The sequence below is a fragment of the Kingella kingae ATCC 23330 genome (genome assembly GCF_900111845.1).
GTDB lineage: Bacteria > Pseudomonadota > Gammaproteobacteria > Burkholderiales > Neisseriaceae > Kingella > Kingella kingae.
The window spans coordinates 17,807-43,792 of record NZ_FOJK01000005.1 but is presented as its reverse complement, the minus strand read 5'-3'; the positions used below and the strand labels follow the sequence as shown (position 1 = coordinate 43,792).

Annotated in this window: 27 protein-coding genes and 1 other RNA gene; 18 read left to right on the top strand and 10 right to left on the bottom strand. The window is 47.7% G+C overall.

Features of this window, described 5'->3' with window-relative positions; translation table 11 throughout:
- The first annotated feature begins 43 nt into the window (after positions 1-43).
- The 10 genes from ribD (at position 44) to rpsI (ending at position 8,027) form a co-directional block, all read left to right on the top strand.
- Positions 44-1,126 (top strand): bifunctional diaminohydroxyphosphoribosylaminopyrimidine deaminase/5-amino-6-(5-phosphoribosylamino)uracil reductase RibD, encoded by a 1,083-nt coding sequence (gene ribD, locus BQ5809_RS01740; protein ID WP_003788782.1) that lies wholly within the window; start codon positions 44-46, stop codon positions 1,124-1,126.
- A 288-nt stretch (positions 1,127-1,414) separates the two neighbouring features.
- A complete protein-coding gene (locus tag BQ5809_RS01735; RefSeq protein WP_003788784.1) occupies positions 1,415-2,524 on the top strand; it encodes an ABC transporter ATP-binding protein in 1,110 nt (369 codons plus the stop codon).
- A gap of 15 nt (positions 2,525-2,539) precedes the next feature.
- A complete protein-coding gene (locus BQ5809_RS01730) occupies positions 2,540-3,499 on the top strand; it encodes an ABC transporter permease subunit (RefSeq protein ID WP_003788786.1) in 960 nt (319 codons plus the stop codon).
- Positions 3,499-4,371, top strand: coding sequence for an ABC transporter permease subunit (locus BQ5809_RS01725; protein ID WP_003788787.1), 873 nt, complete (start codon positions 3,499-3,501; stop codon positions 4,369-4,371). The genes BQ5809_RS01730 and BQ5809_RS01725 overlap by 1 nt, the downstream gene beginning before the upstream one ends.
- Positions 4,372-4,507: 136 nt before the next feature.
- A complete protein-coding gene (locus BQ5809_RS01720; protein WP_032827892.1) occupies positions 4,508-5,497 on the top strand; it encodes an NAD(P)H-dependent glycerol-3-phosphate dehydrogenase in 990 nt (329 codons plus the stop codon).
- A gap of 45 nt (positions 5,498-5,542) precedes the next feature.
- The gene (locus BQ5809_RS01715) at positions 5,543-6,544 is read left to right on the top strand and encodes a coiled-coil domain-containing protein (RefSeq protein ID WP_111694464.1); all 1,002 of its coding nucleotides are present in this window, start codon (positions 5,543-5,545) and stop codon (positions 6,542-6,544) included.
- Positions 6,541-6,843, top strand: coding sequence for a cell division protein ZapA (locus tag BQ5809_RS01710; protein WP_003788793.1), 303 nt, complete (start codon positions 6,541-6,543; stop codon positions 6,841-6,843). Before BQ5809_RS01715 ends, BQ5809_RS01710 begins: the two co-directional genes overlap by 4 nt.
- 9 nt (positions 6,844-6,852) lie before the next feature.
- Positions 6,853-7,035, top strand: a non-coding RNA gene (gene ssrS, locus BQ5809_RS01705) — 6S RNA.
- A 153-nt stretch (positions 7,036-7,188) separates the two neighbouring features.
- Positions 7,189-7,620: a 50S ribosomal protein L13 gene (gene rplM / locus BQ5809_RS01700; protein ID WP_003788795.1), complete on the top strand. Its 432-nt coding sequence runs from the start codon at positions 7,189-7,191 to the stop codon at positions 7,618-7,620.
- A 14-nt stretch (positions 7,621-7,634) separates the two neighbouring features.
- The gene (gene rpsI / locus BQ5809_RS01695) at positions 7,635-8,027 is read left to right on the top strand and encodes a 30S ribosomal protein S9 (protein ID WP_003788797.1); all 393 of its coding nucleotides are present in this window, start codon (positions 7,635-7,637) and stop codon (positions 8,025-8,027) included.
- A 136-nt stretch (positions 8,028-8,163) separates the two neighbouring features.
- Here the strand turns inward: rpsI and BQ5809_RS01690 are convergent, their stop codons facing one another.
- Together BQ5809_RS01690 and nadE are read right to left on the bottom strand one after the other, a co-directional pair.
- Complete coding sequence (locus tag BQ5809_RS01690) at positions 8,164-8,976, bottom strand: Cof-type HAD-IIB family hydrolase (RefSeq protein ID WP_003788798.1); 813 nt, start codon at positions 8,974-8,976, stop codon at positions 8,164-8,166.
- Positions 8,973-9,764 (bottom strand): NAD(+) synthase, encoded by a 792-nt coding sequence (gene nadE, locus BQ5809_RS01685; protein WP_003788800.1) that lies wholly within the window; start codon positions 9,762-9,764, stop codon positions 8,973-8,975. Before nadE ends, BQ5809_RS01690 begins: the two co-directional genes overlap by 4 nt.
- 215 nt (positions 9,765-9,979) lie before the next feature.
- Between nadE and BQ5809_RS01680 the strand changes: the two genes are divergently transcribed.
- Entirely contained in the window at positions 9,980-10,891 is a 912-nt protein-coding gene (locus tag BQ5809_RS01680) for a metal ABC transporter solute-binding protein, Zn/Mn family (RefSeq protein WP_003788803.1), read from the top strand.
- Positions 10,892-10,950: 59 nt separating this feature from the next.
- Here the strand turns inward: BQ5809_RS01680 and BQ5809_RS01675 are convergent, their stop codons facing one another.
- Positions 10,951-11,427 (bottom strand): c-type cytochrome, encoded by a 477-nt coding sequence (locus BQ5809_RS01675; protein ID WP_003788805.1) that lies wholly within the window; start codon positions 11,425-11,427, stop codon positions 10,951-10,953.
- A gap of 93 nt (positions 11,428-11,520) precedes the next feature.
- Here BQ5809_RS01675 and BQ5809_RS01670 point away from each other — a divergent pair, with 93 nt between their 5' ends.
- The 7 genes from BQ5809_RS01670 (at position 11,521) to BQ5809_RS01640 (ending at position 18,439) form a co-directional block, all read left to right on the top strand.
- A complete protein-coding gene (locus tag BQ5809_RS01670; RefSeq protein WP_003788807.1) occupies positions 11,521-12,378 on the top strand; it encodes an SDR family NAD(P)-dependent oxidoreductase in 858 nt (285 codons plus the stop codon).
- Between the two features lie 112 nt (positions 12,379-12,490).
- Entirely contained in the window at positions 12,491-12,757 is a 267-nt protein-coding gene (locus BQ5809_RS01665) for an oxidative damage protection protein (protein WP_003791548.1), read from the top strand.
- A gap of 164 nt (positions 12,758-12,921) precedes the next feature.
- Entirely contained in the window at positions 12,922-13,155 is a 234-nt protein-coding gene (acpP, locus tag BQ5809_RS01660) for an acyl carrier protein (protein WP_003788810.1), read from the top strand.
- 102 nt (positions 13,156-13,257) lie between these two features.
- Entirely contained in the window at positions 13,258-14,505 is a 1,248-nt protein-coding gene (gene fabF, locus BQ5809_RS01655) for a beta-ketoacyl-ACP synthase II (RefSeq protein ID WP_003788812.1), read from the top strand.
- Between the two features lie 202 nt (positions 14,506-14,707).
- Complete coding sequence (locus BQ5809_RS01650; RefSeq protein ID WP_003788814.1) at positions 14,708-16,084, top strand: MATE family efflux transporter; 1,377 nt, start codon at positions 14,708-14,710, stop codon at positions 16,082-16,084.
- A gap of 23 nt (positions 16,085-16,107) precedes the next feature.
- Positions 16,108-17,148, top strand: a complete 1,041-nt coding sequence (gene murB / locus BQ5809_RS01645) for a UDP-N-acetylmuramate dehydrogenase (protein WP_003788816.1) — start codon at positions 16,108-16,110, stop codon at positions 17,146-17,148.
- A gap of 97 nt (positions 17,149-17,245) precedes the next feature.
- On the top strand, positions 17,246-18,439 hold the full coding sequence (locus BQ5809_RS01640; RefSeq protein WP_032827893.1) for an amino acid aminotransferase: 1,194 nt from the start codon (positions 17,246-17,248) through the stop codon (positions 18,437-18,439).
- A 68-nt stretch (positions 18,440-18,507) separates the two neighbouring features.
- Here the strand turns inward: BQ5809_RS01640 and lpxA are convergent, their stop codons facing one another.
- The 7 genes from lpxA to rseP all read right to left on the bottom strand — a co-directional run bounded on the left by lpxA (position 18,508) and on the right by rseP (position 25,786).
- Positions 18,508-19,284, bottom strand: a complete 777-nt coding sequence (gene lpxA / locus BQ5809_RS01635) for an acyl-ACP--UDP-N-acetylglucosamine O-acyltransferase (protein WP_003788820.1) — start codon at positions 19,282-19,284, stop codon at positions 18,508-18,510.
- A gap of 248 nt (positions 19,285-19,532) precedes the next feature.
- Positions 19,533-19,982 (bottom strand): 3-hydroxyacyl-ACP dehydratase FabZ, encoded by a 450-nt coding sequence (gene fabZ, locus BQ5809_RS01630; protein ID WP_003788823.1) that lies wholly within the window; start codon positions 19,980-19,982, stop codon positions 19,533-19,535.
- Positions 19,960-20,193, bottom strand: coding sequence for a hypothetical protein (locus tag BQ5809_RS01625; protein WP_003788826.1), 234 nt, complete (start codon positions 20,191-20,193; stop codon positions 19,960-19,962). The genes fabZ and BQ5809_RS01625 overlap by 23 nt, the downstream gene beginning before the upstream one ends.
- 1 nt (position 20,194) lies before the next feature.
- A complete protein-coding gene (lpxD, locus tag BQ5809_RS01620; protein WP_080561243.1) occupies positions 20,195-21,229 on the bottom strand; it encodes a UDP-3-O-(3-hydroxymyristoyl)glucosamine N-acyltransferase in 1,035 nt (344 codons plus the stop codon).
- Between the two features lie 72 nt (positions 21,230-21,301).
- On the bottom strand, positions 21,302-21,808 hold the full coding sequence (locus BQ5809_RS01615; RefSeq protein ID WP_003788830.1) for an OmpH/Skp family outer membrane protein: 507 nt from the start codon (positions 21,806-21,808) through the stop codon (positions 21,302-21,304).
- A gap of 83 nt (positions 21,809-21,891) precedes the next feature.
- Positions 21,892-24,423 (bottom strand): outer membrane protein assembly factor BamA, encoded by a 2,532-nt coding sequence (bamA, locus tag BQ5809_RS01610; protein WP_038319086.1) that lies wholly within the window; start codon positions 24,421-24,423, stop codon positions 21,892-21,894.
- A 4-nt stretch (positions 24,424-24,427) separates the two neighbouring features.
- Entirely contained in the window at positions 24,428-25,786 is a 1,359-nt protein-coding gene (rseP, locus tag BQ5809_RS01605) for an RIP metalloprotease RseP (RefSeq protein WP_003788834.1), read from the bottom strand.
- Between the last annotated feature and the right edge of the window lie 200 nt (positions 25,787-25,986).

The window sequence follows — 25,986 nt, the reverse complement described above, 5'->3', positions numbered from 1 at the left end:
GTGCAGGCTGCTTTTTATCCACGCAATCATTCAGGTAAACAAAATGACAACATTCAATCCACAAGACACTCAACACATGCAACGCGCTTTGGAACTGGCGTGGCAAGGGCGGTTTTCCACATCGCCCAATCCGCGTGTTGGCTGCGTTATCGCGCACGGCAGTCAAATTATTGGACAAGGTTTTCATGTACAGGCTGGTTCGCCGCACGCCGAAGTCCACGCTATTCGTCAAGCAGGCGAATTGGCGCGTGGTGCAACCGCCTACGTTACGCTAGAACCGTGTTCGCATTATGGACGCACGCCGCCCTGTGCCGAAGGTTTGATTGCGGCAGGCGTGTCGCGCGTGGTTGCCGCCATGACCGACCCCAATCCGCTGGTTGCAGGCAAGGGTTTGGCAATGTTGCAAGCGGCTGGCATTATGGTAGAACAAGGCTTGCTGGAACACGAAGCACGACAGCTTAATCGCGGATTTTTGTCGCGCATAGAACGCAATCGCCCGTTTGTATCGCTCAAAATCGCCGCCAGTTTGGACGGCAAAACCGCGCTGTCTAACGGTCAAAGCCAATGGATAACAGGTGCAGCCGCTCGTGCCGATGTGCAAATTCAACGCGCTCAAAGTTGTGCCGTGCTAACAGGCATTGGCACGGTGTTGGCGGACAATCCACGCTTGAATGTGCGCGATTTCCCAACCGTACGCCAACCTTTGCGCGTGGTGCTGGACAGCCAGTTGCGAACGCCCAAGTCCAGCCACATCATTCAAGACGGACAACGCACACTCATCATCACCACATCGCCCGATACGCAAAAATTTGCCACTTATGCCAACGTAGAAATCAGCAAGCAGCCTGCACCCATTTCCTTGCCCGAAGTCTTGCACGAACTGGCACAGCGTGGCATAGGCGAATTGATGATTGAAGCAGGCAGCCACTTGGCAAGTGCGTTTTTGCAACAAGATTTACTTGATGAAATCGTGTATTATCAAGCACCTAAATTATTGGGCGACACGGCGCGTGGTGCGTTTTTGTTACCCGAAAATGACGATATGTTGCGCCAAAATCCTGCGTGGCAAACGGTTAGCCTTGACCGCGTGGGCGATGACATCAAATGGGTATTGCAAAAACGGTAAAAAGTGCAGGCTGCTTGATATTTATGCTTGCAGCGTAACCGTGATTACCCTAAAATTCCGCGTTTTTTATTTTCACTGCTGCCCGAACGCCGCTAAACAGCCCCAGAGATTTTTAAGTTTAGCGGATTGAATTCAAATCAGAACAAGGCGACAACGTCCGCCGTGTACACATAGTACATAAGGACGTTGGCAACGCGGTTATGGTTTGAAGTCAATTCGCTATAAATCAAAAGACAAACTGTCCAAAGCAATCAAAACAGCCCTGTTTTTATTTCATTGGAGTATGCCATGACTCAAACCGCACCTTATTTGCAAATCAAAGGATTAGCAAAAAAATACGGTGATAATCTCGCTGTCAAACCTCTTGACCTAGAAATCAATCAACACGAAATTTTCGCGCTGCTGGGCAGTTCGGGTAGTGGTAAATCCACATTGTTGCGTATGCTCGCTGGCATGGAAACGCCAAGCGAAGGGAAAATTCTGCTGGACGGTCAAGACATTACCAAACTCGCACCCTATGACCGTCCTATCAACATGATGTTCCAAAGCTATGCGCTGTTCCCCCACATGACGGTGGAAGACAACATCGCATTCGGCTTAAAACAAGACAAATTGCCCAAAGACGAAATCGCCGCGCGTGTAGAAGAAATGCTGCGCTTGGTGCAAATGCCGCAATACGCCAAACGCAAACCGCACCAATTATCGGGCGGTCAGCAACAGCGCGTGGCGTTGGCGCGTTCGTTGGCAAAACGCCCTAAATTGTTGTTGCTGGACGAACCACTCGGCGCGTTGGACAAAAAATTGCGCCAACAAACGCAATTTGAATTGGTAAACACGCTGGAAAAAGTGGGCGTAACCTGCATTATGGTAACGCACGACCAAGAAGAAGCGATGACGATGGCACACCGTGTGGCAATTATGTCGCACGGTCAGTTGGAACAAGTAGGCACGCCAGCCGATGTGTACGATTACCCCAACAGCAAATTCACGGCAGAATTTATTGGCGAAACCAATATTTTTGAAGGCAAACTGGTACACAAAGACGATGCTCACGCCTTGATTGATTGCCCAGAATTGCCCGCCAAAGTTTATACCGACCAAAAATTTGAAGCGCAAAACGGTCAAACCATTTGGATTTCTATCCGTCCAGAAGACATTGATTTACATAAAGAAAAACCAGCTCATCGCGACACGCACAACTGGGCAAAAGGCAAGGTTAAAGAAATTGCCTATTTGGGCAGCTTTGCGATTTACCACGTTGAAATGGAAAACGGGCGCATTATCAAAAGCCAAGTGCCTGCGCCGTATTGGTATGTGCGCGGCATTGAACCGCCAACTTGGGGCGATGAAGTGTATTTGGATTGGCCAGAAAACCAACCCACGCCTTTAACTCGATAAGAAAGGCAGCCTGCAATGTCTGATACTTCCACTACAAAACGCCGTGCGCGTCATGGAGCGCGTTGGGTGATTGGTGTGCCGTTTTTTTGGCTGTTTTTGCTGGTGTTGATACCGTTTTTTATCGTGTTCAAAATCAGTTTTGCCGAACAAGCATTGAGCATTCCACCGTTTACGCCTTTGTTTAACGAACAAGGCAGCCTGCACATTATCACGCAGAATTACAAAGATATTTTTGCTGATTTTGGTTCATCGCTGTTGGCATTGTTGAACCCATTTTCCGAAGACAACGGCAGCAGCATTTATCTTCGTGCTTATTGGTTGTCGGTTAAAACCGCGCTGACTACTACGCTGATTTGCTTGCTGCTGGGCTACCCAATGGCATACGCGATTGCGCGCGCCAAACCGTCTATTCGTAACGCGCTGCTCATGGCAGTGATGTTGCCGTTTTGGACATCATTTTTGTTGCGCGTGTATGCGTGGATGGGCTTGCTCACCACCAACGGCATCATCAACAATTTTTTAATCAAAATCGGCTTGATTCAAGAACCGTTAGACTTGTTTTATAACGCGTTTTCGTTGAATTTGGTTATGGTGTACGCCTATTTGCCGTTTATGATTTTGCCGCTCTACACGCAACTGGTTAAGCTAGACAACCGCTTGCTAGAAGCCGCTGCCGACTTGGGCGCACACCCGATTAAAGCCTTTTTCACGATTACTTTGCCATTGTCTAAATCGGGCATTATCGCAGGCAGTATGCTAGTGTTTATCCCATCGGTAGGCGAATATGTGATTCCCGAATTGGTGGGCGGCCCAGACAATTTGATGATTGGTAAAGTGATGTGGCAAGCCTTCTTTGACCAAAACAACTGGCCACTTGCCGCAGCCATTGCGGTGATTATGGTCTTGCTGTTGGTTGTGCCGATTGCCCTGCAACAATATTTTGACAACCGCGAAGCCGCGAAAGGGGGTAAATAATGCACTCTGGAAAATTGTCTCCTTTTTTGAAAGTCATGCTGTTTTTGGGATTGGCGTTTTTATATATCCCATTGGTTATGCTGATTATTTATTCGTTCAACGAATCCAAATTGGTAACGGTTTGGGGCGGTTTCTCAACCAAATGGTATGGCAAATTGCTAGACAACCGCCAAATCCTAAACGCCGCATGGTTGTCGCTTAAAATTGCAGTTGTGTCGTCTTTGGCGGCGGTTGCGCTTGGCACAATGGCTGGTTACGCGCTGGCACGAATCAAGCGTTTTCGTGGTAGCACCTTGTTTGCAGGTATGGTGTCTGCGCCGATGGTGATGCCTGATGTGATTACAGGCTTATCCATGCTGCTACTGATTATCCAAGTGCAAGGCTTGCTGCAAGGCGCATTGGGCAACGATGTATCGTGGTTAGACCGTGGCTTTTTTACGATTTTCTTGGGACACACCACGCTGTGTATGGCATACATCACCGTTGTGATTCGTTCGCGCTTGGTTGAGCTAGACCAATCGCTAGAAGAGGCCGCCATGGACTTGGGCGCACGTCCCATGAAAATCTTTTTTGTGATTACGTTGCCGCTGATTATGCCCGCCATTGCGTCAGGATTTTTGCTCGGCATTACCCTGTCGCTGGACGATTTGGTGATTACGTCATTCTTGTCGGGGCCTGGTTCATCTACCTTGCCGCAAGTGATTTTCTCCAAAATCCGCTTGGGGCTAGACCCGCAAATGAACGTGTTGGCAACCATTATGATTGCTGCCGTTGGCACATTGGTTTTGGCGATGAATTATGTTGTAATGCGTCAAACCACCAAACGCGAGCGCGAAATGCAGGCTGCTTATAAAGCCGAAGCCAGCGTGTAAACCATACAAAAAAGCACGGTTTAACACAGTAGCACTCTGTTAAGCCGTGTTTTTTTGTGTAAAGTGCAGGCTGCTTTGTGCTAGAATGCGCCCAACTAACCGTTTGCTACACCAAACCACAGTAGGGGAGAAAACCATGAACATCACAATTTTAGGCACAGGCGCATGGGGTACAGCATTGGGCATACATTTTGCCTTGTACGGACATCGCATACAAATGTGGTCGCACAACCGCGAACACGCACAAACCATGCAAACCAGCCGCCTAAACGACCGCTATTTGGCAGGCTTTACCTTGCCCGACAATTTAAGCGTTCATGCCGACATGAGCGAAGCCTTACGCGATAGCGAACTCGTTTTGGTAGTAACGCCTGTGGTTGGCTTGCGTAGCAGCGTAGAACAGCTCAAAGAACACAGTGCAGGCTGCTTGCCGATTTTAACCGCCTGCAAAGGCTTTGAATTAGACACAGGTTTACTCACATTCCAAGTCGTCAAAGAAATCCTGCCCGACAACGACAAAATTGGCGTATTGTCTGGCCCCAGCTTCGCGCAAGAATTGGCAAAACAACTGCCTTGCGCCGTGTGTTTAGCATCGGAAAACAGCGCGTGGATTAACCAATTAACCCACAATTTAAACAGCAACATCATGCGCTTATATGCCAACGATGACGTGATTGGCGTATCAGTTGGCGGCGCAGTCAAAAATGTCATGGCGATTGCCACAGGCTTATCAGACGGTTTGGGCTACGGCTTGAACGCTCGTGCCGCCTTGGTAACACGCGGTTTAGCCGAAATCACACGCTTGGCAACCGCCATGGGTGCACAACAAAAAACCATGATGGGCTTGGCAGGCATGGGTGATTTGATTTTGACTTGCACAGGCGCATTGTCGCGCAACCGCAAAGTCGGTTTGGGCTTGGCAGAAGGCAAAAGCCTACATCAAGTGCTCAAAGAAATCGGACACGTTGCCGAAGGTGTGCCAACCATTGAAGAAGTTCACAACACCGCCGTTAAACACCAAATCGATATGCCGATTACCAGCATGCTCTATCAACTAATTCGCAACGAATTAGCCGTGAGTGATGTGATGGAACGCCTAATGCAGCGCGAACCCAAACACGAATAAAGCAGCCTGCACTTCATTTTCCTTTTATTTTTTATGGATAAAAATATGAACCAAACGATTGAACAACTAGAAAGCAAAATCCAAGCCCTTATTGCCCAACTTCATACACTGAACATGGAAAATAATCGCATTACCGATGAGCTCAAACTAGCGCGCCAAGATTTTGAACAACAAGCACAAGAATTAAACGAAGAGCGTATCAAACACAATGATATCGCCCTATTGGCTGCCAATCAAAATTCAGGTAATGAAGAATTAAGCAGCAAAATTGAACACCAAGAACAACAAATCCAACTGCTCGAAAAAGAGCGATTGAATTTGCGTGATCAAATTGCGTTCCTACAAAACACCATTCAAAACAAAGAAAAAGACTGGCAAGGCAAAATTGAGCAATGCCGCAACGAATTAGGCGAGCAAGCACTCAAAAACCAAGAAAGCCATGCAGAACAACAACAACGCATCGAAACCCTGCAACAAACCCTGCACGATGCAGAAAGCCAAATAAGCAGCCTGCGCCAACAACTAGACAGCCAAGCGCAGCAAATCCAAGAGCAAACCGCGCAAAGTGAAAGCCAAATCAATCAACTGCACGACAAAATCAATGAAAAAGACAAACAAATCATTGAATTGCAAAAAAATTTAGACCAGTCCCAAAACGACGCGCGAGAAGCCCAAACCAAATTGCAGGCTGCTTTGGCAGAAATAGACGAACAACGCCAAAGCCACAACCTTGCCCTGCAAGAACAACAAGCCCAAGCACAAGACGAATTTTTGCGCGAAGTAGAGCGTCAAAAGTCCGCCATTCAAATGCTGGAAGAAGCCCATAGCGACACCGTAAAAAAATTAAATCAACAACTTGAACAAGAAAAACAAAATTGGGAAAACGAAAAAAATCAGCTGCGTGAACAAATTTCTCAGCTTAACACACAAAACCAAGCATACCGTAGCCTGTTGCAGCAAAGCGCGTCAGAATTACACACCTTGCTCAATCGCCTACCCGTCCAAGATGAAACACAACCCATTCAACAAGATGGAGAAACAGCATGAGCATCGAACAAATTAGCGTAGAAATTCTTAATCGCCAATTTACCATTGGCACACCCAATTCCGAACGCCCTACCCTGCTCAAAGCCGTTGAATTGCTTAACCAAAAAATTCACGCCATTCAAAACGCCAGCCGCAATATGGAAACCGAAAAAGTCGTGATTATGGCAGCACTCAACCTAACACACGACTTGCTCAAACTCATAGAAGAAAGCAACAAAAAAGCCTTGTCAAATGACGAATACAAACATAAAATAACCGAATTGATTGCGCTGTGCGACGATGCACTTAAAGCGCAATAAACCAGTTAAATTTCCCTGCGGTGCTCGTAACGGCACATATTTTTCTTGAACCAATAAGCGTTTGCTCGGTTGTCGGGAGATGTGGTAGGCGCGAGTGTTCTCTCTGTTAGAACGCACCCGAAGCCACCCGAGATGACCACCTTGTATCAAGGTTCAAGCAGACTTCGCCCGAGCGACATCTGCGGGGTTCTCTTCTAAAACCGTCCAAATACACATTTGGACGGTTTTTTTACGCCTTGCACGATTACATTCCCACATCAAAAATAGCCCAAACAAGCATTGACACACAAACAGAAAACATCTAAAATTAGCGGTTTCTATTACCTATTTATTGGACTAAATTTTATGAAAACCTTTTCAGCGAAACCGCATGAAGTGCAACGCGAATGGTTTGTAATTGACGCAGAAGACAAAGTTCTGGGTCGTGTTGCAGCCGAAGTTGCAAGCCGCTTGCGTGGCAAACATAAACCTGAATACACGCCACACGTTGATACTGGTGATTACATCATCGTTATCAATGCAGACAAATTGCGTGTGACAGGTAACAAATTTGAAGGCAAAAAATACTACCGTCACTCTGGCTTCCCAGGTGGTATTTACGAGCGTACTTTCCGCGAAATGCAAGACAAATTCCCAGGTCGCGCATTGGAAAAAGCTGTAAAAGGTATGTTGCCAAAAGGTCCTTTGGGCTATGCAATGATTAAAAAACTGAAAGTGTATGCTGGTGCAGAACATCAACACGCTGCTCAACAACCCAAAGTTTTGGAAATTAAATAATAAGGACACGACAAATGAACGGTAAATATTACTACGGCACAGGTCGCCGCAAAAGCTCAGTAGCTCGAGTGTTCTTGCAAAAAGGCACAGGTCAAATCATCGTAAACGGTCGCCCTGTTGATGAATTTTTCGCTCGCGAAACCAGCCGCATGGTGGTTCGCCAACCTTTGGTTTTGACTGAAAACGTAGAAGCGTTTGACATCAAAGTAAACGTTGTAGGTGGCGGTGAAACGGGTCAATCTGGCGCGGTTCGTCATGGCATTACTCGTGCATTGATTGACTACGATGCAGCTTTGAAACCTGCTTTGTCTGCTGCTGGCTTCGTTACTCGCGATGCTCGTGAAGTGGAACGTAAAAAAGCTGGTTTGCGTAAAGCACGTCGCGCTAAACAATTCTCTAAACGTTAATTCGTTTATGCATACAAAAAAGCACTTTCTGTTTTAGAAAGTGCTTTTTTGTATGCAGGCTGCTTTTTATAGTGAAGTGAAATCGCAATAGCACATAAGAGCGTTGGCAACGCCGTACTATTGCGATTTCACTTTATTAAATTACGCCCAATTCTTGTAAACCACGATAAATACCATCTTCTTCAATTCGTGGGCAAACGTATTGGGCAAGGGCTTTGATTTCGGGTTCAGCATTGCCCATTGCCACGCCAAAACCAACGGCTTGCAGCATTTCTACATCGTTGTGGGCATCGCCAAACGCCATCGCATCGTGCATGGTCAAACCAAAATAGTCTAGTGCGGCTTGTATGCCTCGCGCTTTTGAGCCTGCTTTATCTAGCCAGTCTGTGCCTGATTCGTGCCAACGTATGATTTTGATATTGTTGGGAATAATGGATTGAACCAGCGCGTCTTGGTCTGCCGAATAAAAACCTAAAATTTGATAGATTTCATGTTTTTGATAGGCAAGTGGGTCGTAGGTAAACGGCAAGCCCAGCGATGCCAAAGCAGCCTGCGAATGTTGGTTGTCCAACGCGGTAAACAAACCCGAACGAGCAACCAAGGCGTGCGAAATTTGGTGTTGTTGCAAGGTGTTAGATAATTGCTCGATTTCTTGCTGGGCAAACGGAAAACTTGCCAACGGCTTGCCTTGATATTCCACATATTGACCATTGGCGGACACAATTAAATCCATGCCGCATTCATCAACCACCGACAAAATCGCGTCAGGCAACACAGCAATGGTGCGTCCTGTGGCGATGGCGGTGATGATGCCTTTTTGTTTAAGCAAACGCAGCGCGGTTTTGGTGCTTTCTGGCACGCCACCTCGGTCGCCGTGTTTGCTGTGGTTCATGTATAGGGTTTCGTCAATGTCAAAAAAGACGATTTTGGGATTGGGTTTCGGTGTCATTGGAATAACGCTTTCGGAATGGTACAAACGGGAATAGGTTGGATTTTGTGTTGCGTAGCGCGATTAAGTCGCACAAAAATATCAAAAACTTCTTGTTCTCTGCCGCTAAATTGCTCTCGGGTGCTGCCTGCTGCGTGTTGCTCCATTGCCCATTCTAGCTCGGGATAGGTCGCGCCCATTTGTTGTTCATCGGTACGTTCGCCGTCCCATAAGCCATCGGTTGGTGCGGCTTGTTGAATGGCGGCATCAATATTCAATGTTTGGGCGATTTCATAGACTTGGGTTTTGAGCAAATCGGCAATCGGGCTAATATCTACGCCGCCATCGCCGTATTTGGTAAAAAAGCCGACACCAAAATCTTCTACTTTGTTGCCTGTGCCTGCAACCAATAAGCCGTTGATTTGTCCGTAATAATACAAAGTGGTCATACGCAAACGTGAGCGTGTGTTCGCCATTGCCAATTCGTGATTGGGTTGCAGGCTGCTTTTTTGCGTGGTTTGTTCAAATTGTTCAAACGTGGGGGTTAAATCCACCGTTAAACCTTGCACGTTGGCATATTGCTGGCACAGCGTTTGAATGTGTTTGGCGGCGCGGTCAAATTGGTCAGGCTTTTGGCGGATAGGCATATTCAGGCACAACACGGGCAAGTCTGTTTGGGCGCATAAAGTAGAAACCACTGCCGAATCAATACCGCCCGACACGCCAACCACAAAGCCGCGAGCGTGAGCGCATTGGGCGTAATCTTGCAGCCACGCGACAATGTGCGCGATGATTTTTTGCGTTTGCATGGCAATCCTTTCGGGTAAAGGGCTAAACTATACGTGGTTTTACAGACAAAAGCAGCCTGCACTTTCCATAAACAGAAAGTGCAGGTTAGCATGGTTTACTCTAATCCAATGTTTCTTATCAAGAAAAACAGTATTGTATAACTTACATTCAGAACACTTTGTTACATTATAACAAATGCGTTACAATCCCATTTTTCTACAACAAGGAGCGCGTAATGAACACTCGTTTAACTTTTTTAACCGTAGCCCTATTGTCCGCAAGCAGCCTGCACGCACAAAGTTTAGAAATCGTTAGCAGTTTTAGCATTTTGGGTGATGTGGCAAAACAAATCGGCGGCGAGCGCGTATCGGTGAGCAATCTTGTCCCAGCCGATGGCGATGCCCATGCCTATCAACTGACTAGCGGCGATATTCGCAAAATCACATCAGCCAAATTAATTTTAATCAATGGTTTAGGTTTGGAAAGTGGCGACGTGGTTCGCGCCGTACAGCAAAGCAAAGTGCCATATGCCGAAGCCGCCAAAGGCATTGAACCGCTCAAAAACGATGAAAACGCCCACCACCATCATCACGATGAAGCAGAACACGCCCACCACGACCACGGCGAATTTGACCCCCACGTTTGGCACGACCCTGTGTTGATGCAAAAATACGCCGCCAACGTTGCCGCCGCGCTCATCAAAGCCGACCCAGCAGGCAGCAGCTATTATCAAGCGCGATTCAAAGCCTATTCCACCGAACTAACGCGCTTGGACGCTTACGCACGCCAGCAATTCAACGCCGTGCCACGCGAACACCGCAAAGTGCTAACAGGGCATCATTCGTTTGGTTATTTGGGTAAACGCTATGGCGTCACTTTCCTTGCACCACAAGGGGTGAGCACCGAAGCACAACCGTCTGCGCGTACCGTTGCCTCGATTATTCGTCAAATCAAACAGCAAGGCATCAAAGCCGTGTTTACCGAAAACATCAAAGACGGGCGCATGGTGCAACGCATTTCGCAAGAAACAGGCGTGAAAGTGGGCGGCAAATTATATTCAGACGCGCTGTCCAAAGACAGCAACGCCAAGACTTATACCGATTTATTCCGCTACAACGTGCGTGTGATGAGCGGCGCGATGAAATAATCAGCCTGCACTTTCCACCAACGAAAAGTGCAGGCTGCTTTTTATTCTATTTACGCGATTTATTTAGGACGGCGATAAGTACTATGACAAGATTTACAGCTTGCGCCTGCATCGCCATACGCCGCTTTAATTTGCTCCAAATTGCCGCTTTGCGCTGCTGTGTTCAATTTATCCACCGCTGCCAAAAATTTGTCTTGTTCAGCTTTGAAGTCCGCCGCATTTTGCCAAATCACTGGCAACGCATCGCCATTGCCTTGTGGGTCATTTTGGAAATATTCGAACGGCACTTTGGCTTCTTCGGCAAACTGCGCCGCCTGCGCCTTGAATTTTTCTACGTCATACGCTTCATCGCCTTTAACGACTTTGCCCATGCCTGAAAAAGTCGGCATAAACGATTTGAATGCGGTGGAGCGGTTTTGCGAAATATCGCCTTTGCCACCCATTGCTGCGCCATTTGCACCCATTGCGCCACCCGAGTCGCCACACGCGCTCAAAGTCAGCAAAACACAAGTGGCTAAAATCGTGATTTTTTTCATGATGGTTGTTCCTATTTAAATAAAAAATGTTATAGTTTGTGCTTACGGTTTGGCAGCATAATACTAAAACTTCAACATAAAGGACAATAAAAAATGGCTATTCTGATTACAGGTGCATCGGTTGGTTTTGGCGCGGCAATGGCAACGGCTTTTGTGCAGGCTGGTTATTTGGTCATCGGCACGGCGCGTCGTAGCGACAAATTGGCAGAACTCAAAGCCAAATTGGGCGACCGTTTTCAACCCATTACCATGGACGTGTGCGATAAAAATTCGATGCAGGCTGCTTTGGCACACATTCAAACCCTGCCCGAAGCGTTCCGCCAAATCGATTGCTTAATCAACAATGCAGGCTTGGCTCTGGGTTTGGACAAAGCCTACGAAGCCAATTTTGACGATTGGGAAACCATGATTCACACCAACATCATTGGTTTAACCTATCTGACACGCCAAGTGTTGCCCCAAATGGTTGCCAACCAACGCGGCTACATCATCAATATTGGCTCAATCGCAGGCAATTATGTTTACCCAGGTAGCAACGTGTATGGCGCAAGCAAAGCCTATGTGCGCCAGTTTAGCCACAATTTACGCGCCGATTTACACGGCACAGGCGTTCGTGTCAGCAATGTTGAACCTGGTTTAGTGAGCGGTTCAGAATTTTCCAATGTCCGCTTCAAAGGCGACAACGACCGCGCCGCGCAGTTATACGAAAACGCCAACGCGCTCATGCCCAATGACATCGCCCAAACCGTGTTGTGGCTATACCAAACGCCAGCGCACATGAACGTGAACAGCATTGAAGTGATGCCTACCACGCAAAGCTGGGCAGCGTTGAACGTGTATAAAGGCGAAGCAGCACCCGACAACGCCGCGCAAACCGAAGTAAGCAATCCAAGCGATGCCAATGCACCCGAATTGAAATTGTTTAGCAAATTGGCGCAATGGTTTAAATGATGCACGACAAAGCAGCCTGCACATCAAAGATATATAAATTTGCGATATTTTGCAGGCTGCTTTAAATTTTGCTACCATAGCGACTTTCTTTTACCACATAAAGGAACACACCATGACACGCATGGTAAACTGCATCAAATTGGGCAAAGAAGCCCCAGGTATGAAGTTTGCCCCCCTGCCAAACGCACTGGGCAAACGCATTTTTGAAAACGTATCACAAGAAGCATGGGAAGGCTGGACACGTCATCAAACCATGTTGATTAACGAAAACCGCCTATCGCTTGCCGACCCACGCGCTCGCGAATACTTGGCGCAACAAATGGAAAACTACTTTTTTGGTGACGGTGCAGACCAAGTTCAGGGTTACACGCCACAATAATTTGGCAAGCAGCCTGCAATATTTAACAATATTTTGCAGCAAACACTAGCCAAAATCACCGAAAAACAGATAAAATCACTCAATCTTAAATTTAGGTGGAAAACTCTAAAACACCATCTTATTCATTCATCTTGCCATGTGGCATTTTTTTTAAGGAATTATTTATGTCTATCGAACAAAAAGTAAAAAGCATCGTTGCCGAACAATTAGGCGTTAACGAAACCGAAGTAAAAAACGAATCTTCTTTCCAAGACGACTTGGGTGCAGATTCTTTGGACACCGTTGAATTGGTTATGGCTTTGGAAGAAGCATTTGGCTGCGAAATCCCTGACGAAGACGCAGAAAAAATCACAACCGTTCAAGCAGCGATTGACTATGTAAATTCAAAACAAGGTTAATCTTGATTGATAAATCTTGTTGATAAAAATACAGCCTCTGATTAACGGCACACGCTGTCAATCAGAGGCTTTGTTACAAAACGCTTTCAAGAGTAAACACTTATGAATAAAAGACGAGTAGTCATCACAGGTTTAGGGCAAATTTCGCCTGTGGGCAACGATGTAGAAAGTGCATGGAAAAATTTGTTGGCAGGCAAAAGTGGCATCAGCAAAATCACGCGCTTTGACGCATCGGAACTGGCTTGCCAAATCGCTGGCGAAGTGAAAGACTTTGATATTACACAATATATTCCAGCCAAAGAAGCGCGCCGCATGGATACGTTTATCCACTACGGCATTGCAGGCGCGTTGCAAGCGATTGCCGATGCCAAATTGGACGATTTTGCCGATTTGGACAAAGACCGCGTGGGCGTGAACATTGGCTCGGGCGTTGGCGGTTTGCCGCTGATTGAAGAAACCGTACGCAATGTTGTGGCTGGTGGTGCGCGTAAAATCAATCCGTTTTTTATCCCAGGTTGTTTAATCAATTTAATCACAGGACACGTTACCATTTTAAAAGGCTATCGCGGACACAATTATGGCATCGTGTCTGCCTGTGCATCGGGTACGCACGCGATTGGCGATTCATTCCGCAAAATCCAATACGGCGAAGTAGATGTCATGGTGGCAGGTGGTGCTGAAAGTGCGGTTTGCACGGCTGGTATTGGTGGTTTTGCGGCAATGAAGGCCCTATCCACCCGCAACGACGCCCCCGAAGCGGCATCACGCCCATGGGACAAAGACCGCGACGGCTTTATTATGGGCGAAGGCTCTGGCATGTTGATTTTGGAAGAATTGGAACACGCTAAACATCGTGGCGCAAAAATTTATGCCGAAATCGTGGGCTTTGGCGCAAGTTCCGATGCCTATCACATTACCGCGCCCAATGCTGAAGGCCCTGCGCTAGCATTGTCTCGCGCGATTGCCGACAGCGGTTTGCCTGTAAGCGAAATTGATTATGTGAACGCACACGGCACTTCTACGCCTTTGGGCGATGCCAACGAAACCAACGCCACCAAAGCGGTGTTTGGCGAGCACGCGAAAAAATTAGTGGTTAGCTCAACCAAATCCATGACAGGTCATTTGCTGGGTGCAGCAGGCGGCGTGGAAGCGGTGTACAGCGTGTTGGCAATTCGCGACCAAATCGCACCGCCAACGATTAACTTGGTTAATCAAGATTTTGACGCTGGCTGCGATTTGGATTATTGCGCCAACGAAGCGCGTAAAATGAACATTCGCGCCGTTGCGTCTAACTCGTTTGGATTTGGCGGTACGAATGGGACGTTGGTGTTCAAGCAGTTTGAAGACTAATCGCAATAGTACGGCGTTGCCAACGCCCTTATGTGCTACTTGCACACGGTGGGCGTTGTCGCCTTGTCCTATTTTTATTTCATTTCGCTATAAAATACAAAAGCAGCCTGCACTTTTTGTTGATTTAAAGTGCAGGCTGCTTTGTTGTTTACACTCATTTTTGTTATACAATCCCCCTTTTCCCTATGCAGGCTGCTTTGCCATGATTTTTGACTTAAACCGCTATTCCTTTTCCGATTTTCGCCGCGAAGCCAAGCAACTGATGAGCTTGGCTTTGCCCATGATGTCGGCACAAATTGCATCGGTGGCGATTGGCGTAGTGGATACGGCAATGGCAGGTGCAGCAGGCAAAAGCGACCTAACCGCAGTCGGTTTGGGTAACGCCGTGTTTGCCACCGTGTTCATCACATTCATCGGCATTATGACCGCGCTGAACCCGACCATCGCCCAACTACACGGCTCAGGCGAGCGCGAAAAAGTTGGCGAAAGTGGACGACAAGGCTTATGGTTTGGCGCGTTTTTGGGCGTGTTGGGCATGATTTTGTTGCTCGCACTCATCGCGCCGCTCAAAAATTATTTGGACATGAACGACTACATTGAACACATGTTCGGGCAATATTTGCTGTTTACCGCGCTCGGCATGCCAGCCGCCATGCTCTATCGCAGCCTGCACGCCTATGCCAGCAGCCTAAACAAACCCAGCGCGATTATGTGGATAAGCTGGGCGGCGTTGCTACTGAATATCCCATTGAATTACCTGTTTATTTACGGCAAATTCGGCTTCCCACAACTGGGCGGCGCAGGTGCAGGTGTCGCAACCGCCATCGTGTTTTGGTTCAACGCCATTGCGCTATGGATTTATGTTGCCAAAACGCCGTATTTTCACACTTTTGGCTTAACGCAAACCTTTACACTACCCCACTGGCACACCCAATGGCAACTGCTCAAACTCGGTTTACCGATTGGTTTTTCCTATTTTTTAGAAGCCAGTTTGTTTACCTTTATCGTGTGGCTGATTGCCGATTTAGGCAATGATTACGTTGCCGCGCAGCAAATCGTTCTCAGCCTAACCAGCGTGATTTACATGATTCCGCAAGCGATTGGCACGGCGGCAACCGTTCGCATTGGCTATTCGCTGGGCAAACGCCATTTTGCACGCGCACGGTATATTTCGGGCGTATCGTTGAGCGTGGGCGCGGTTTTAGCGGTTTGCACCCTAACAGGCTTGCTATTTGGGCGCGAATTTTTCGTGAGCTTGTACAACAAAGACCCGAATGTGATTCGCATTGCCGTCCAAATTTGTCTGTTTGCCGCTATTTTTCAAGTGTTTGATTTTATGCAATGTATCGCGTCTTATGCTTTGCGTGGCTACAAAATCACGCGCGTACCGATGATTATCCACGCCATTGCCTTTTGGCTGCTGGGCTTACTCCCAGGTTACGTGCTGGCGTACGGGCTAGACATGGGCATTTATGGCTTTTGGGTTGCACTGATTGTTTCGCTGTGTGCGGCAGCGGTTGCGCTGGTTTGGTATTTGGAAAAATGCAGCGCGTGGGCGCAAAACAATCGCGGTTTGTAAAAGCAGCCTGCACTTTTTATTTAATGGATAACCCCATGTTAAACCTACATAAAAACCATATCATCACACCTTACACCACTTTTGGCTTACCAGCACGTGCTGCCTATTTTGTAGAACTGACACACAACGAAGACTTGCCAACCCTGTGCAAACTACCCGAATTTGACGCGCAAACCGTGTGCTGGCTCGGCGGTGGCAGCAATGTTTTGTTTATGCGCGACTACCCTGCCCTAGTCGTTCGCATGGCAACACGCGGCATTCGCGAAGTGACACGACACGGCTCACAAGTGCAAGTGGAAGCACAAGCAGGCGAAGTGTGGCACGATTTTGTGCAAGCAACTTTGCGTATGGGCTTATCGGGACTGGAAAATTTGAGCTTAATCCCTGGCACAGTCGGCGCATCGCCCGTGCAAAACATTGGCGCGTATGGCGTGGAAGTGAAAGATTTAATCCACAGCGTAAACTGTTTTGACTTGGAACAGCAGGCATTTGTGTCGCTATCCAACGCGCAATGCCAGTTCGCCTATCGCGACAGCCTGTTCAAACACGCAGGCAAAAAGCGTTATGTGATTGTGTCAGTCGTATTCAACTTATCCACAGATTTTGTTGCCAAAACCCAATACGGCGACGTTGCCAGCGTGTTGGCAAACCAAGTGGCAAACCGTCCGATTACCGCGCAAGACGTTTCCAATGCAGTATGCCAAATCCGCCAACAAAAATTGCCCGACCCTGCTGTGTTGGGCAATGTGGGCAGTTTTTACAAGAACCCGATTGTGTCTGCCGAACACGCGCACACATTGCAGGCTGCTTTTGCCAATATGCCGACTTATCCACAAGCCAATAGCGATGTGAAGCTGGCAGCAGGCTGGTTGATTGACCAATGTGGCTTAAAAGGCTTTGCGATAGGCGGTGCGGCGGTGCATGACAAACAGGCTTTGGTACTGGTTAATCGCCAAAACGCAACGGCTAATGATGTTCGTGCGCTGTCGGATTACATTGTGCAGCAAGTCGCGCAAAAATTTGACGTGCAGCTGCACCCCGAGCCGATTTGGTTGCCAGAGTAAATTGCAGGCTGCTTTTTTTAATCAAATATATTGCCAGCACGACACGTTAGCAGTATAACCACATTTTTTACCCACTTTTATGTTGAAGGAGCAAGCGATGTTTTTTGATAAGATTCAAGCCGCGCCAGCCGACCCTATTTTGGGTTTGGGCGAAGCGTTCAAAGCCGAAACCCGTGCCGAAAAAGTGAACTTGGGCATTGGCGTGTACAAAGACGCGCAAGGTCAAACGCCAATTTTGAAATCGGTTAAAGAAGCCGAAACCCGTTTGTTGGCGCAAGAAAACACCAAAAACTACCTGACCATTGACGGCGTGGCAGCCTACAATGCCGCAACGCAAGAATTGCTGTTTGGTGCAGAACACGAAATCATCGCCAATCAACGCGCCAAAACCGCACAAAGTTTGGGTGGCACAGGCGCATTGCGTGTGGCAGCCGAATTCATCAAACGCCAAACCAACGCGCAAAACGTGTGGATTTCTGCCCCAACTTGGCCAAATCACAACGCCATTTTCAACGCAGTGGGCATCAATATCCGCGACTATCGCTACTACGACAAACAAGCGCACGGCTTGGATTGGGCAGGCTTAATTGAAGATTTGAGCCAAGCACAACAAGGCGATGTTGTCTTGTTGCACGGCTGCTGCCACAACCCAACAGGCATTGACCCCACGCCCGAACAATGGGAAACGCTGGCAAAAATGTCCGCCGAAAAAGGCTGGTTGCCTTTGTTTGACTTTGCCTATCAAGGCTTTGCCAACGGTTTGGAACAAGACGCATACGGATTGCGTGCGTTTGCCAAACAAAACCGCGAATTGTTGATTGCCAGCTCCTATTCCAAAAACTTTGGTATGTATAACGAACGTGTGGGCGCGTTTACCGTGGTTGCAGACGATGCCGACACCGCCAATCGTGCATTTAGCCAAATCAAAACCATTATCCGCACCTTGTATTCCAACCCAGCTTCGCACGGTGGCGCAACGGTGGCAATGGTATTGCAAGACGCACAATTAAAAGCGCAATGGATTGCCGAATTGGACGAAATGCGCGACCGTATCAAAACCATGCGTCAAAAATTTGTAGACACGCTCAAAGAGTGTGGTGCAACGCAAGATTTTGATTTTATTGTGCAACAAAATGGCATGTTCTCGTTTAGCGGTTTAACGCCCGAGCAAGTGGATAGATTGCGCGATGAATTTGCGATTTATGCGGTGCGCTCTGGACGCATTAACGTGGCTGGGATTACCGAAGCGAATATTCGCTATTTGTGTGAAAGTATTGTGAAAGTACTGTAATCCAATCCATAAACATAACAAAGCAGCCTGCACTTTTTGTTGATTTAAAGTGCAGGCTGCTTTTTGGTTTACCGAATAATCCCACGCGATGAGGTTGCCAAAAAGTCGCGCAAAATTTGCAATTCGCTGTGTTGCTCGGCGTTTTGAGCGATTTGGGCTTTGGCTTCTTCCAGCGGTAAATCGCGCAGATAAATGTCTTTGTAGGCATTTTTGACGGTGGCGATTTGTTCGGCAGAAAAGCCGTTGCGGCGCATGCCTTCGCTGTTTAAGCCAGCAGGCTCGGCACGATAGCCCGATGCCATAAAATACGGCGGCACGTCTTTGTGTATGCCTGCAGCAAAGGCGGTCATGGCGTAGTTGCCGATGCGACAGAATTGGAACACCAGCGTGTAGCCGCCCAGCACGACATAATCGCCAATTTCAACATGTCCTGCCAAGCTGGAATTGTTGGCAAAAATGGTGTGATTGCCAACCACGCAATCGTGCGCCAAATGGCAATATGCCATAATCCAGTTGTCATCGCCCAAGCGTGTTTCGCCAATGCCTGTTACCGTGCCTGTGTTGAAGGTGGTGAACTCGCGAATGGTGTTGCCGTTGCCGATGATGAGTTTAGTGGGTTCATCGCGGTATTTTTTGTCTTGCGGCTGTGCGCCCAAGCTGGCGAATTGGAAAATTTTGTTGTCGCTGCCAATGGTGGTATGCCCGTCAATCACGACGTGCGGCCCGATGTCGGTGTTCGCGCCAATTTGCACGTTTGCGCCAATAATGCTGTATGCGCCCACTTTGACGCTGCTATCTAGTTCGGCTTTAGGGTCAATGATGGCGGTGGGGTGGATTAGAGTCATGACTGTCCTTTCGGGAGTTGGTTTTTGTACACGACAAAATGGATTGAGTCGTTATGTTGGATTACAACTATAGTGGATTAAATTTAGATTAGAACAAGGCGACAACGACCGCCGTGTACAGCTAGTACATAAGGGAGTTGGCAACGCTGTACTAATCTAAATTTAATTCACTATAAATCTACATAACGATATTTTTGTGCAGGCTGCTTTGATATATCACAAAAAAGCAGCCTGCACTTTTATGTGGTTTACACTTTACGTTTGGCGCACATAATCTCGGCTTCCACCGCCAATTCATCGCCCACAAACGCTTTGGCGGCGAATTTGCCAATGCCGCGTTTGCTTTGCAGCAGCTCAATTTGGAATGTGAGTTGGTCGCCTGGAATCACTTGGCGTTTGAATCGCGCGTTGTCAATGCCTGCAAAAAAGTAGATTTCATCGGGGTTGCGTCCGCCTTCGGTCAAAATTGCTAATGCGCCACACGCTTGCGCCATCGCTTCAATAATCAACACGCCTGGCATAACGGGGAAATCGGGGAAATGTCCTGTAAATTGCGGTTCGTTCATGCTCACGTTTTTAAGCGCGGTTAGACTTTTGCCGCTTTCAAACGCGGTGATTCTGTCCAACAGCATAAACGGATAGCGGTGTGGAATCAGTTTTTGAATGTCTTTGGCTTCAATCGGTAGTGTGATGTTCATGTGAATGTTCCTGTTGTTGAATAAGAGTTTGGTTTTGCTCCATGCGTTTCATGCGTTGATTGCGACGGCGAATCATCACCACCCAAAACATAAACACGGTGGGTAAAATCGTCCAAAAAACCAAGTAAATCAGCATTCTTGCTAAACTGGGCTGGGCGATGGAAAACATAAGCGTAACAAAAATATAGCCTATTGCCACAATGTGCCACATATTAGCTTTCCTGTTCGCTGCTTTGGGCAAGCTGTTTTTCCAAGGCTTTGATGCGTTTGTGCATTTCGTTTAAGTGATTGATATGCACGGCGTTTCGCGCCCATTCTTTGTAGGTTTGCATGGGGAAAATGCTGGCGTAATGCGTGCCACTTTCTTTAATGCTGTGCGTTACCAATGTGCCGCCGCCAATCGTGGTTTTGTCGGCAATCTCAATATGTCCAACTGTGCCAACGCCACCGCCAATCACGCAAAAACTGCCAATGCTGGTACTGCCCGAAATGCCTGTCATGGCAGCAATCACGGTGTGTTCACCCACTTTGCAGTTGTGTGCCAGTTGGATTTGGTTGTCGATTTTTGTGCCGCGCCCTACGGTGGTATCGCTCATCGCGCCGCGGTCTATGGTGGTGTTCGCGCCCACTTCCACGTCATCGCCCAGCGTAACCGCACCTGTTTGCGGAATTTTGAACCAACTGTCGCCTGCAAACGCCAAGCCAAAGCCGTCTGCGCCAATCACTGCGCCCGAATGAATTTCTACGCGCTTACCCAAAGTGCAGCCATAATAAACGGTTACATTGGGGTGCAACACGGTGTCATCGCCCAAAGTGCAATCGTGTTCAACCACGCTGTTTGCCAAAATGCGACAACGCTCGCCCAACACGGTGTTTGCGCCAATATAAACATTCGCGCCGATTTCGCAACTGGCTGGCACAGTGGCAGACGCTTCAATCACGGCGGTGGGGTGAACGCCTGCACAAGCAGCCTGCACAGGGTGGAACAATCGCGCCACTTGGGCAAAATACAAATACGCATCGGGCGCGATAATCAGATTACGGTCGGGAAATAAATCGGCATTTTTGGCGGACACGATAACCGCGCCTGCTTGGCTATCGCTCACTTCTTGCTTGTATTTTGGGTTTGCCAAAAACGTGATGTGTTGCGATTGGGCGCGAGCGGCTGGGGCAATCGCATCAACCGTAATATCTTGTCCACGCCATTCGCCGCCCAGTTTTGCCACGATTTGAGATAAAGTAAACACTTGAATTTTCCTTATATCGCAAAAGTGCAGGCTGCTTTTTTCGTACACAAAGCAGCCTGCACTTCAAAAACATTATTTCATTTGGTCGAGCAACTGAATCACGCGGTCGGTGATGTCGTATCTGCCATTCACAAACACCGCTTCTTGCACGATTAAATCAAACTTTTCGCTTTCGGCAATATTGTGAATAATGCTATTGGCATTGTTTTGCAACGCGGCAAATTCTTCGTTGCGGCGCAAGCTGTATTCTTCGGTTAAACGCATTGCTGCCACGCGGTATTTTTGTCCTGCTTCCAGCAATTTGGCTTCGGCTTCTTTTTGTGCCGTTGCACTTAATTTGCCCGATGCCACTTCTTGCTGCAATTTCAAACCTGCATCGCGCATATTGGACAACTCTTTTTGCTGTTGACCAAATTCGCGCTGCAAAGTCGCTTCAATGCGTTTGGCGGCTTGGGTTTCGGTATAAACGCGTTCGGGGTTTACATAGCCAAACTTCATTTCTGCCCAAGCTGGCGTTGCCAATAAAAAGCAGCCTGCAACAGTCGTCGCCTTCAATGCCGAAAAAATCGTGGTTTTCATGATTAAAACTTTCTTATGATGAGTTTATGAAAGTGCAGGCTGCTTTTTTATTTCACGCAACCTGCCCACTTTATCCAATATGATTAAAACACCGTACCCAACTGGAATTGGAAGCGTTGAATCAAATCGGTATCGCGCTTACGCAATGGATACGCATAGCTCAATTTGATTGGGCCCACAGGCGAAATCCAAGTTAGCGCACCACCTGCCGAATAGCGCAATTCTTCACGGAATGTTGAGCGATAGTCGGAAGAATAATAGCCATTTGAGCCATTTGGATTGCTGGCACTATAACGATTTGGATTATACGTTTTACCGTCCCACACGCTACCTGCATCGGCAAACAAGCTCAAACGCACGGTACGGCTGTCTTTAACACCTGGGAATGGGAACAGCAATTCGGCGTTCACATTTGCCGCAAATTTACCGCCATAGGTTTCGGTATCGCGAGAGCCGTCAATCGGGTCAATGTCGTACACTTTAGGGCCCAACGAACCACTTTCAAAGCCACGCACCGAACCCAAACCACCACCTGTTTGATTGAACATAAACGGTACTTCGCTGGTCTTGCCATAACGACCACTAATACCAAATTGTCCATTCAGCATCAAAGTAAACGCTTTGTTCAATGGGAAATACCACGTTTGTTGATGACCCAGTTGATAATATTGAATACCGCTACCCGGCAAAGCAACTTCGCCTGTTACATTGGCTTGATAGCCTTTGGTTGGCCAATACGCATCATCGGTGGTATTGCGATACCAGCTCAACAAACCTTTGTACAACCAGTTGCGCTCACCGTGTTGGTTCACAAAACGTTGATAGCGATACGGCGGATTATCACGTAATTTAACCTGCATATTTTCCACGCCTAAACCAATATTGACACGGTCATATTCCGTAATCGGAACACCCATTACCATTGTGCCGCCATAACGCAACATGCGGTAATTACGCGCACTGGTATTGAGTTTATAGGGCACATAATTTGAGCCAAACAGCGTGTAAGTCATGCTCACACCGTCTGGCGTGAAATATGGGTCGGTAAACGAAATATTGGCATTTTGGCGCACTTTACTGCGCGACACGCTCAACGATGCCGATTTGCCCGTACCAAACAAATTGTCTTGCGACACGCTACCCGAAATTACCAAACCATCGTCTTGCGACCAGCCTGCACTCGCATTCAAGCTACCTGTGGCGCGTTCTTTAACCGCTACCGACAAATCGACTTGCTGTTCGTTTTCAGGCACAACGGCAGATTGCATATTCACGTCTTCAAAATAGCCCAACTGGCGCAAGCGTTCCATAGAACGGTTGATTTTGGCTTGGTCAAACGTTGCGCCTTCCATTTGACGCAATTCGCGGCGAATCACTTCATCGCGGGTTTTGTTGTTGCCGCTCACGGTAATGTGGCGCACGGCAATGCGGTTACCTGGTGCAATTTGCACGGTAATATCCACAAAATTTTTGCCTTTGCCATTTTCAGCCAAGCGACGGTTGGCATCGGCGGTTACTTGCGCGTGGGCATAGCCTGCCGATTGCAATTCCAGTTTAATTTGCGCCAAAGCAGCCTGCAACGTTTCCATATTGCTCAAACGACCTTCTTTGAGTTTAGACAAATGGCGCGTTAAATTGTCCATTGACACGTCTTTGGAATCGCCCACAATATTGGCTTTACCCCAATGATAGCGTTCGCCTTCATAAACTTTAATGGTTACGCTTTCACTGGTTTTGTCTTCGGATAATTGACGCTGTAAGCCTTCTTCATCAACACGAAAATCAAAATAACCTTTGTCGTGATAAAACGCTTCCAAACGCGCTTTATCTTGGGCAAATTTTTCCCACGAGAACACGTCTGATTTGGTTGCCCACGAGAACAATGTGCCGTCTGTTAAGCTCACAACACGGCTCAAACGGAAGTCAGAGAAATTCTCGTTGCCTTCAAAGTTCAGCTCATCAACACGCGTGGTTTCGCCCTCTTTGATGTCAATGGTAATAGCAACACGGTTACGCGCCAATTCTTGAATTTCTGGCTTGATTTCTACGCTGTTTTTACCCTGTTCACGATACGCGCCATACAGAGCTTGTAAAGCACGTTGCAAGGCTTCTTGGCTAAAAAAATCGCCTTTCGCCAAGCCTGCCGATGCCAAAGCCTGAGCGGTATCAAATTTAGATTGCGTTTCAAATTCTGCTAATTTTTCGTCATGCGATTTTTCGCCGTTTCGCAGTACCAAATCGGCATCGCTGGCGGTGGTGCTGCCGCGCACTTGCGACATTTGTTTCAAAATCGCATCGTTGGGCAACACTTTTGCGCCACGAATGGTTAAATCGCTAATAATTGGGCGTTCTTTTACCGTGATGATGAGTTGCTCACCGTTTTGTTCCAACATCACGTTTTCATAAAAACCGCTGGCATACAAAGAGCGGATAATGTTTTCGCCCACAGTTTCAGTATAAATATCGCCCACTTTAATCGGCAACAAACTGCGAACAGTCGCTTCTGATGTGTGCTGTTCGCCCTCTATGCGAAAATCGCCCACAGTAAAATCTGCCCAAACGGGGCTTGCCATACCAACGGCAATAAGTGTTGCAACCAGTTTATTTAATTTCATGTTGTTATCCAAAAAATACACGAGTTATATCGTTAAAAAAAGCCAAAATCATCATGGTGAGCATGGCTGCCAAACCCAAACGCAAGCCCATGTCTTGCACGGCTTTGCTCAATGGGCGGCCGCGAATCCATTCGGCGGTATAGTAAACCAAATGTCCGCCATCTAAAACAGGAATCGGCAATAAATTCATCGCGCCCAAGCTAATGCTAACCAATGCCAAAAATTCAATATAGGGCTGCCAACCAATTTTGGCGGTTTCGCCTGCCACTTCGGCAATGGTTATCGGCCCTGATATGTGCGACAACGATGCGTTGCCTGTTACCAATTTGCCAAAAAAGGAAAATGTCATGCTGGTGTAGTCCACCATTTTTTGCCAACCCAGTTGCAAGGCGTGCAGGCTGCTTGGATAGTAGTGATGACGCACTTGTTTTGCCCACGCTTCGTCTGCGCCCACACCTACGCCGACACGTCCGACAATTTGGCTTTTATCGGGCAGTTCTACGGGTTCGGGCATGAGTTTGGTTTGCAAGGTTTGTTCGCCACGTTTGAAGCTAACCGATAAATTTGCGCCTGCGTTTTCGCGCACGATTTTTGTCCAGTCGTCCCAAGTTGGGGTAGCTGTACCGTTAATGGCGATGATTTGGTCGCCTTTTTGCAAGCCCGCTTTGGCGGCTGGGCTGTTTTCGCCCACGATGCCGATTTTTTCGCTGGATTTGAATGCGGATAAGCCCAAGCTGGCTTGTCGTTTGGCAATGGCTTCGGCTTCGGGTGTGCCTGCTGCATCAATGATGCGCTGTGCAGGCTGCTTTTGCGCGGTTTCTACATCTACCAACACTTTGCCTGCTTCTAAATCCAGTACGATTTGGGTTTGCACATCAGCAAAGGTTCGCACCACTTCGCCATTAACGCGCACAATTTGGTCGCCGACTTGAAAACCAGCCTGCGCAGCAAGGGTGTTGGGGTGAACCGTGCCAACAATCGGGCGAACTTCGTGTACACCGCCCAACACAAAGCTAACCCAATAGAGCAGCACCGCCAGCACTAAATTGGTTAAAGGCCCTGCGACAACGGTGGCGATACGTTTGAATGGGTGTTGTTTATCAAAGGCATAGGGCAAGTCTTCATCGCTGACATTGCCCTCGCGCGTATCCACCATTTTAACGTAGCCACCCAGCGGAATGGGCGCAAGACACCATTCTATGTTGCGCCAGCGTTTGGTGTAAAACGGCGTACCAAAGCCCACGGAAAAGCGCAAAACTTTGATGCCACACCAGCGCGCTACCAGCAAATGACCCAATTCGTGCAGGCTAACCAGTAGCAAAATGGCAATTAAAAAGGCGACTAGGGTTTGTAGAAAAGACAAGGTAACTCCAAGAATTTAGAAAAAGTGCAGGCTGCTTTGCCCATAAAAAACGGCAAGAATAACAGCTTTATTTGGTTTTGTGTATGATTATATAACAAGTTACGTCCATGCTATAATGTATGTAAATAAACTACACGCGGCGCAGCGTGTTTTTCGTATCCCTAATATCACAAAGCAGCCTGCACTTTGAATTCAACCAG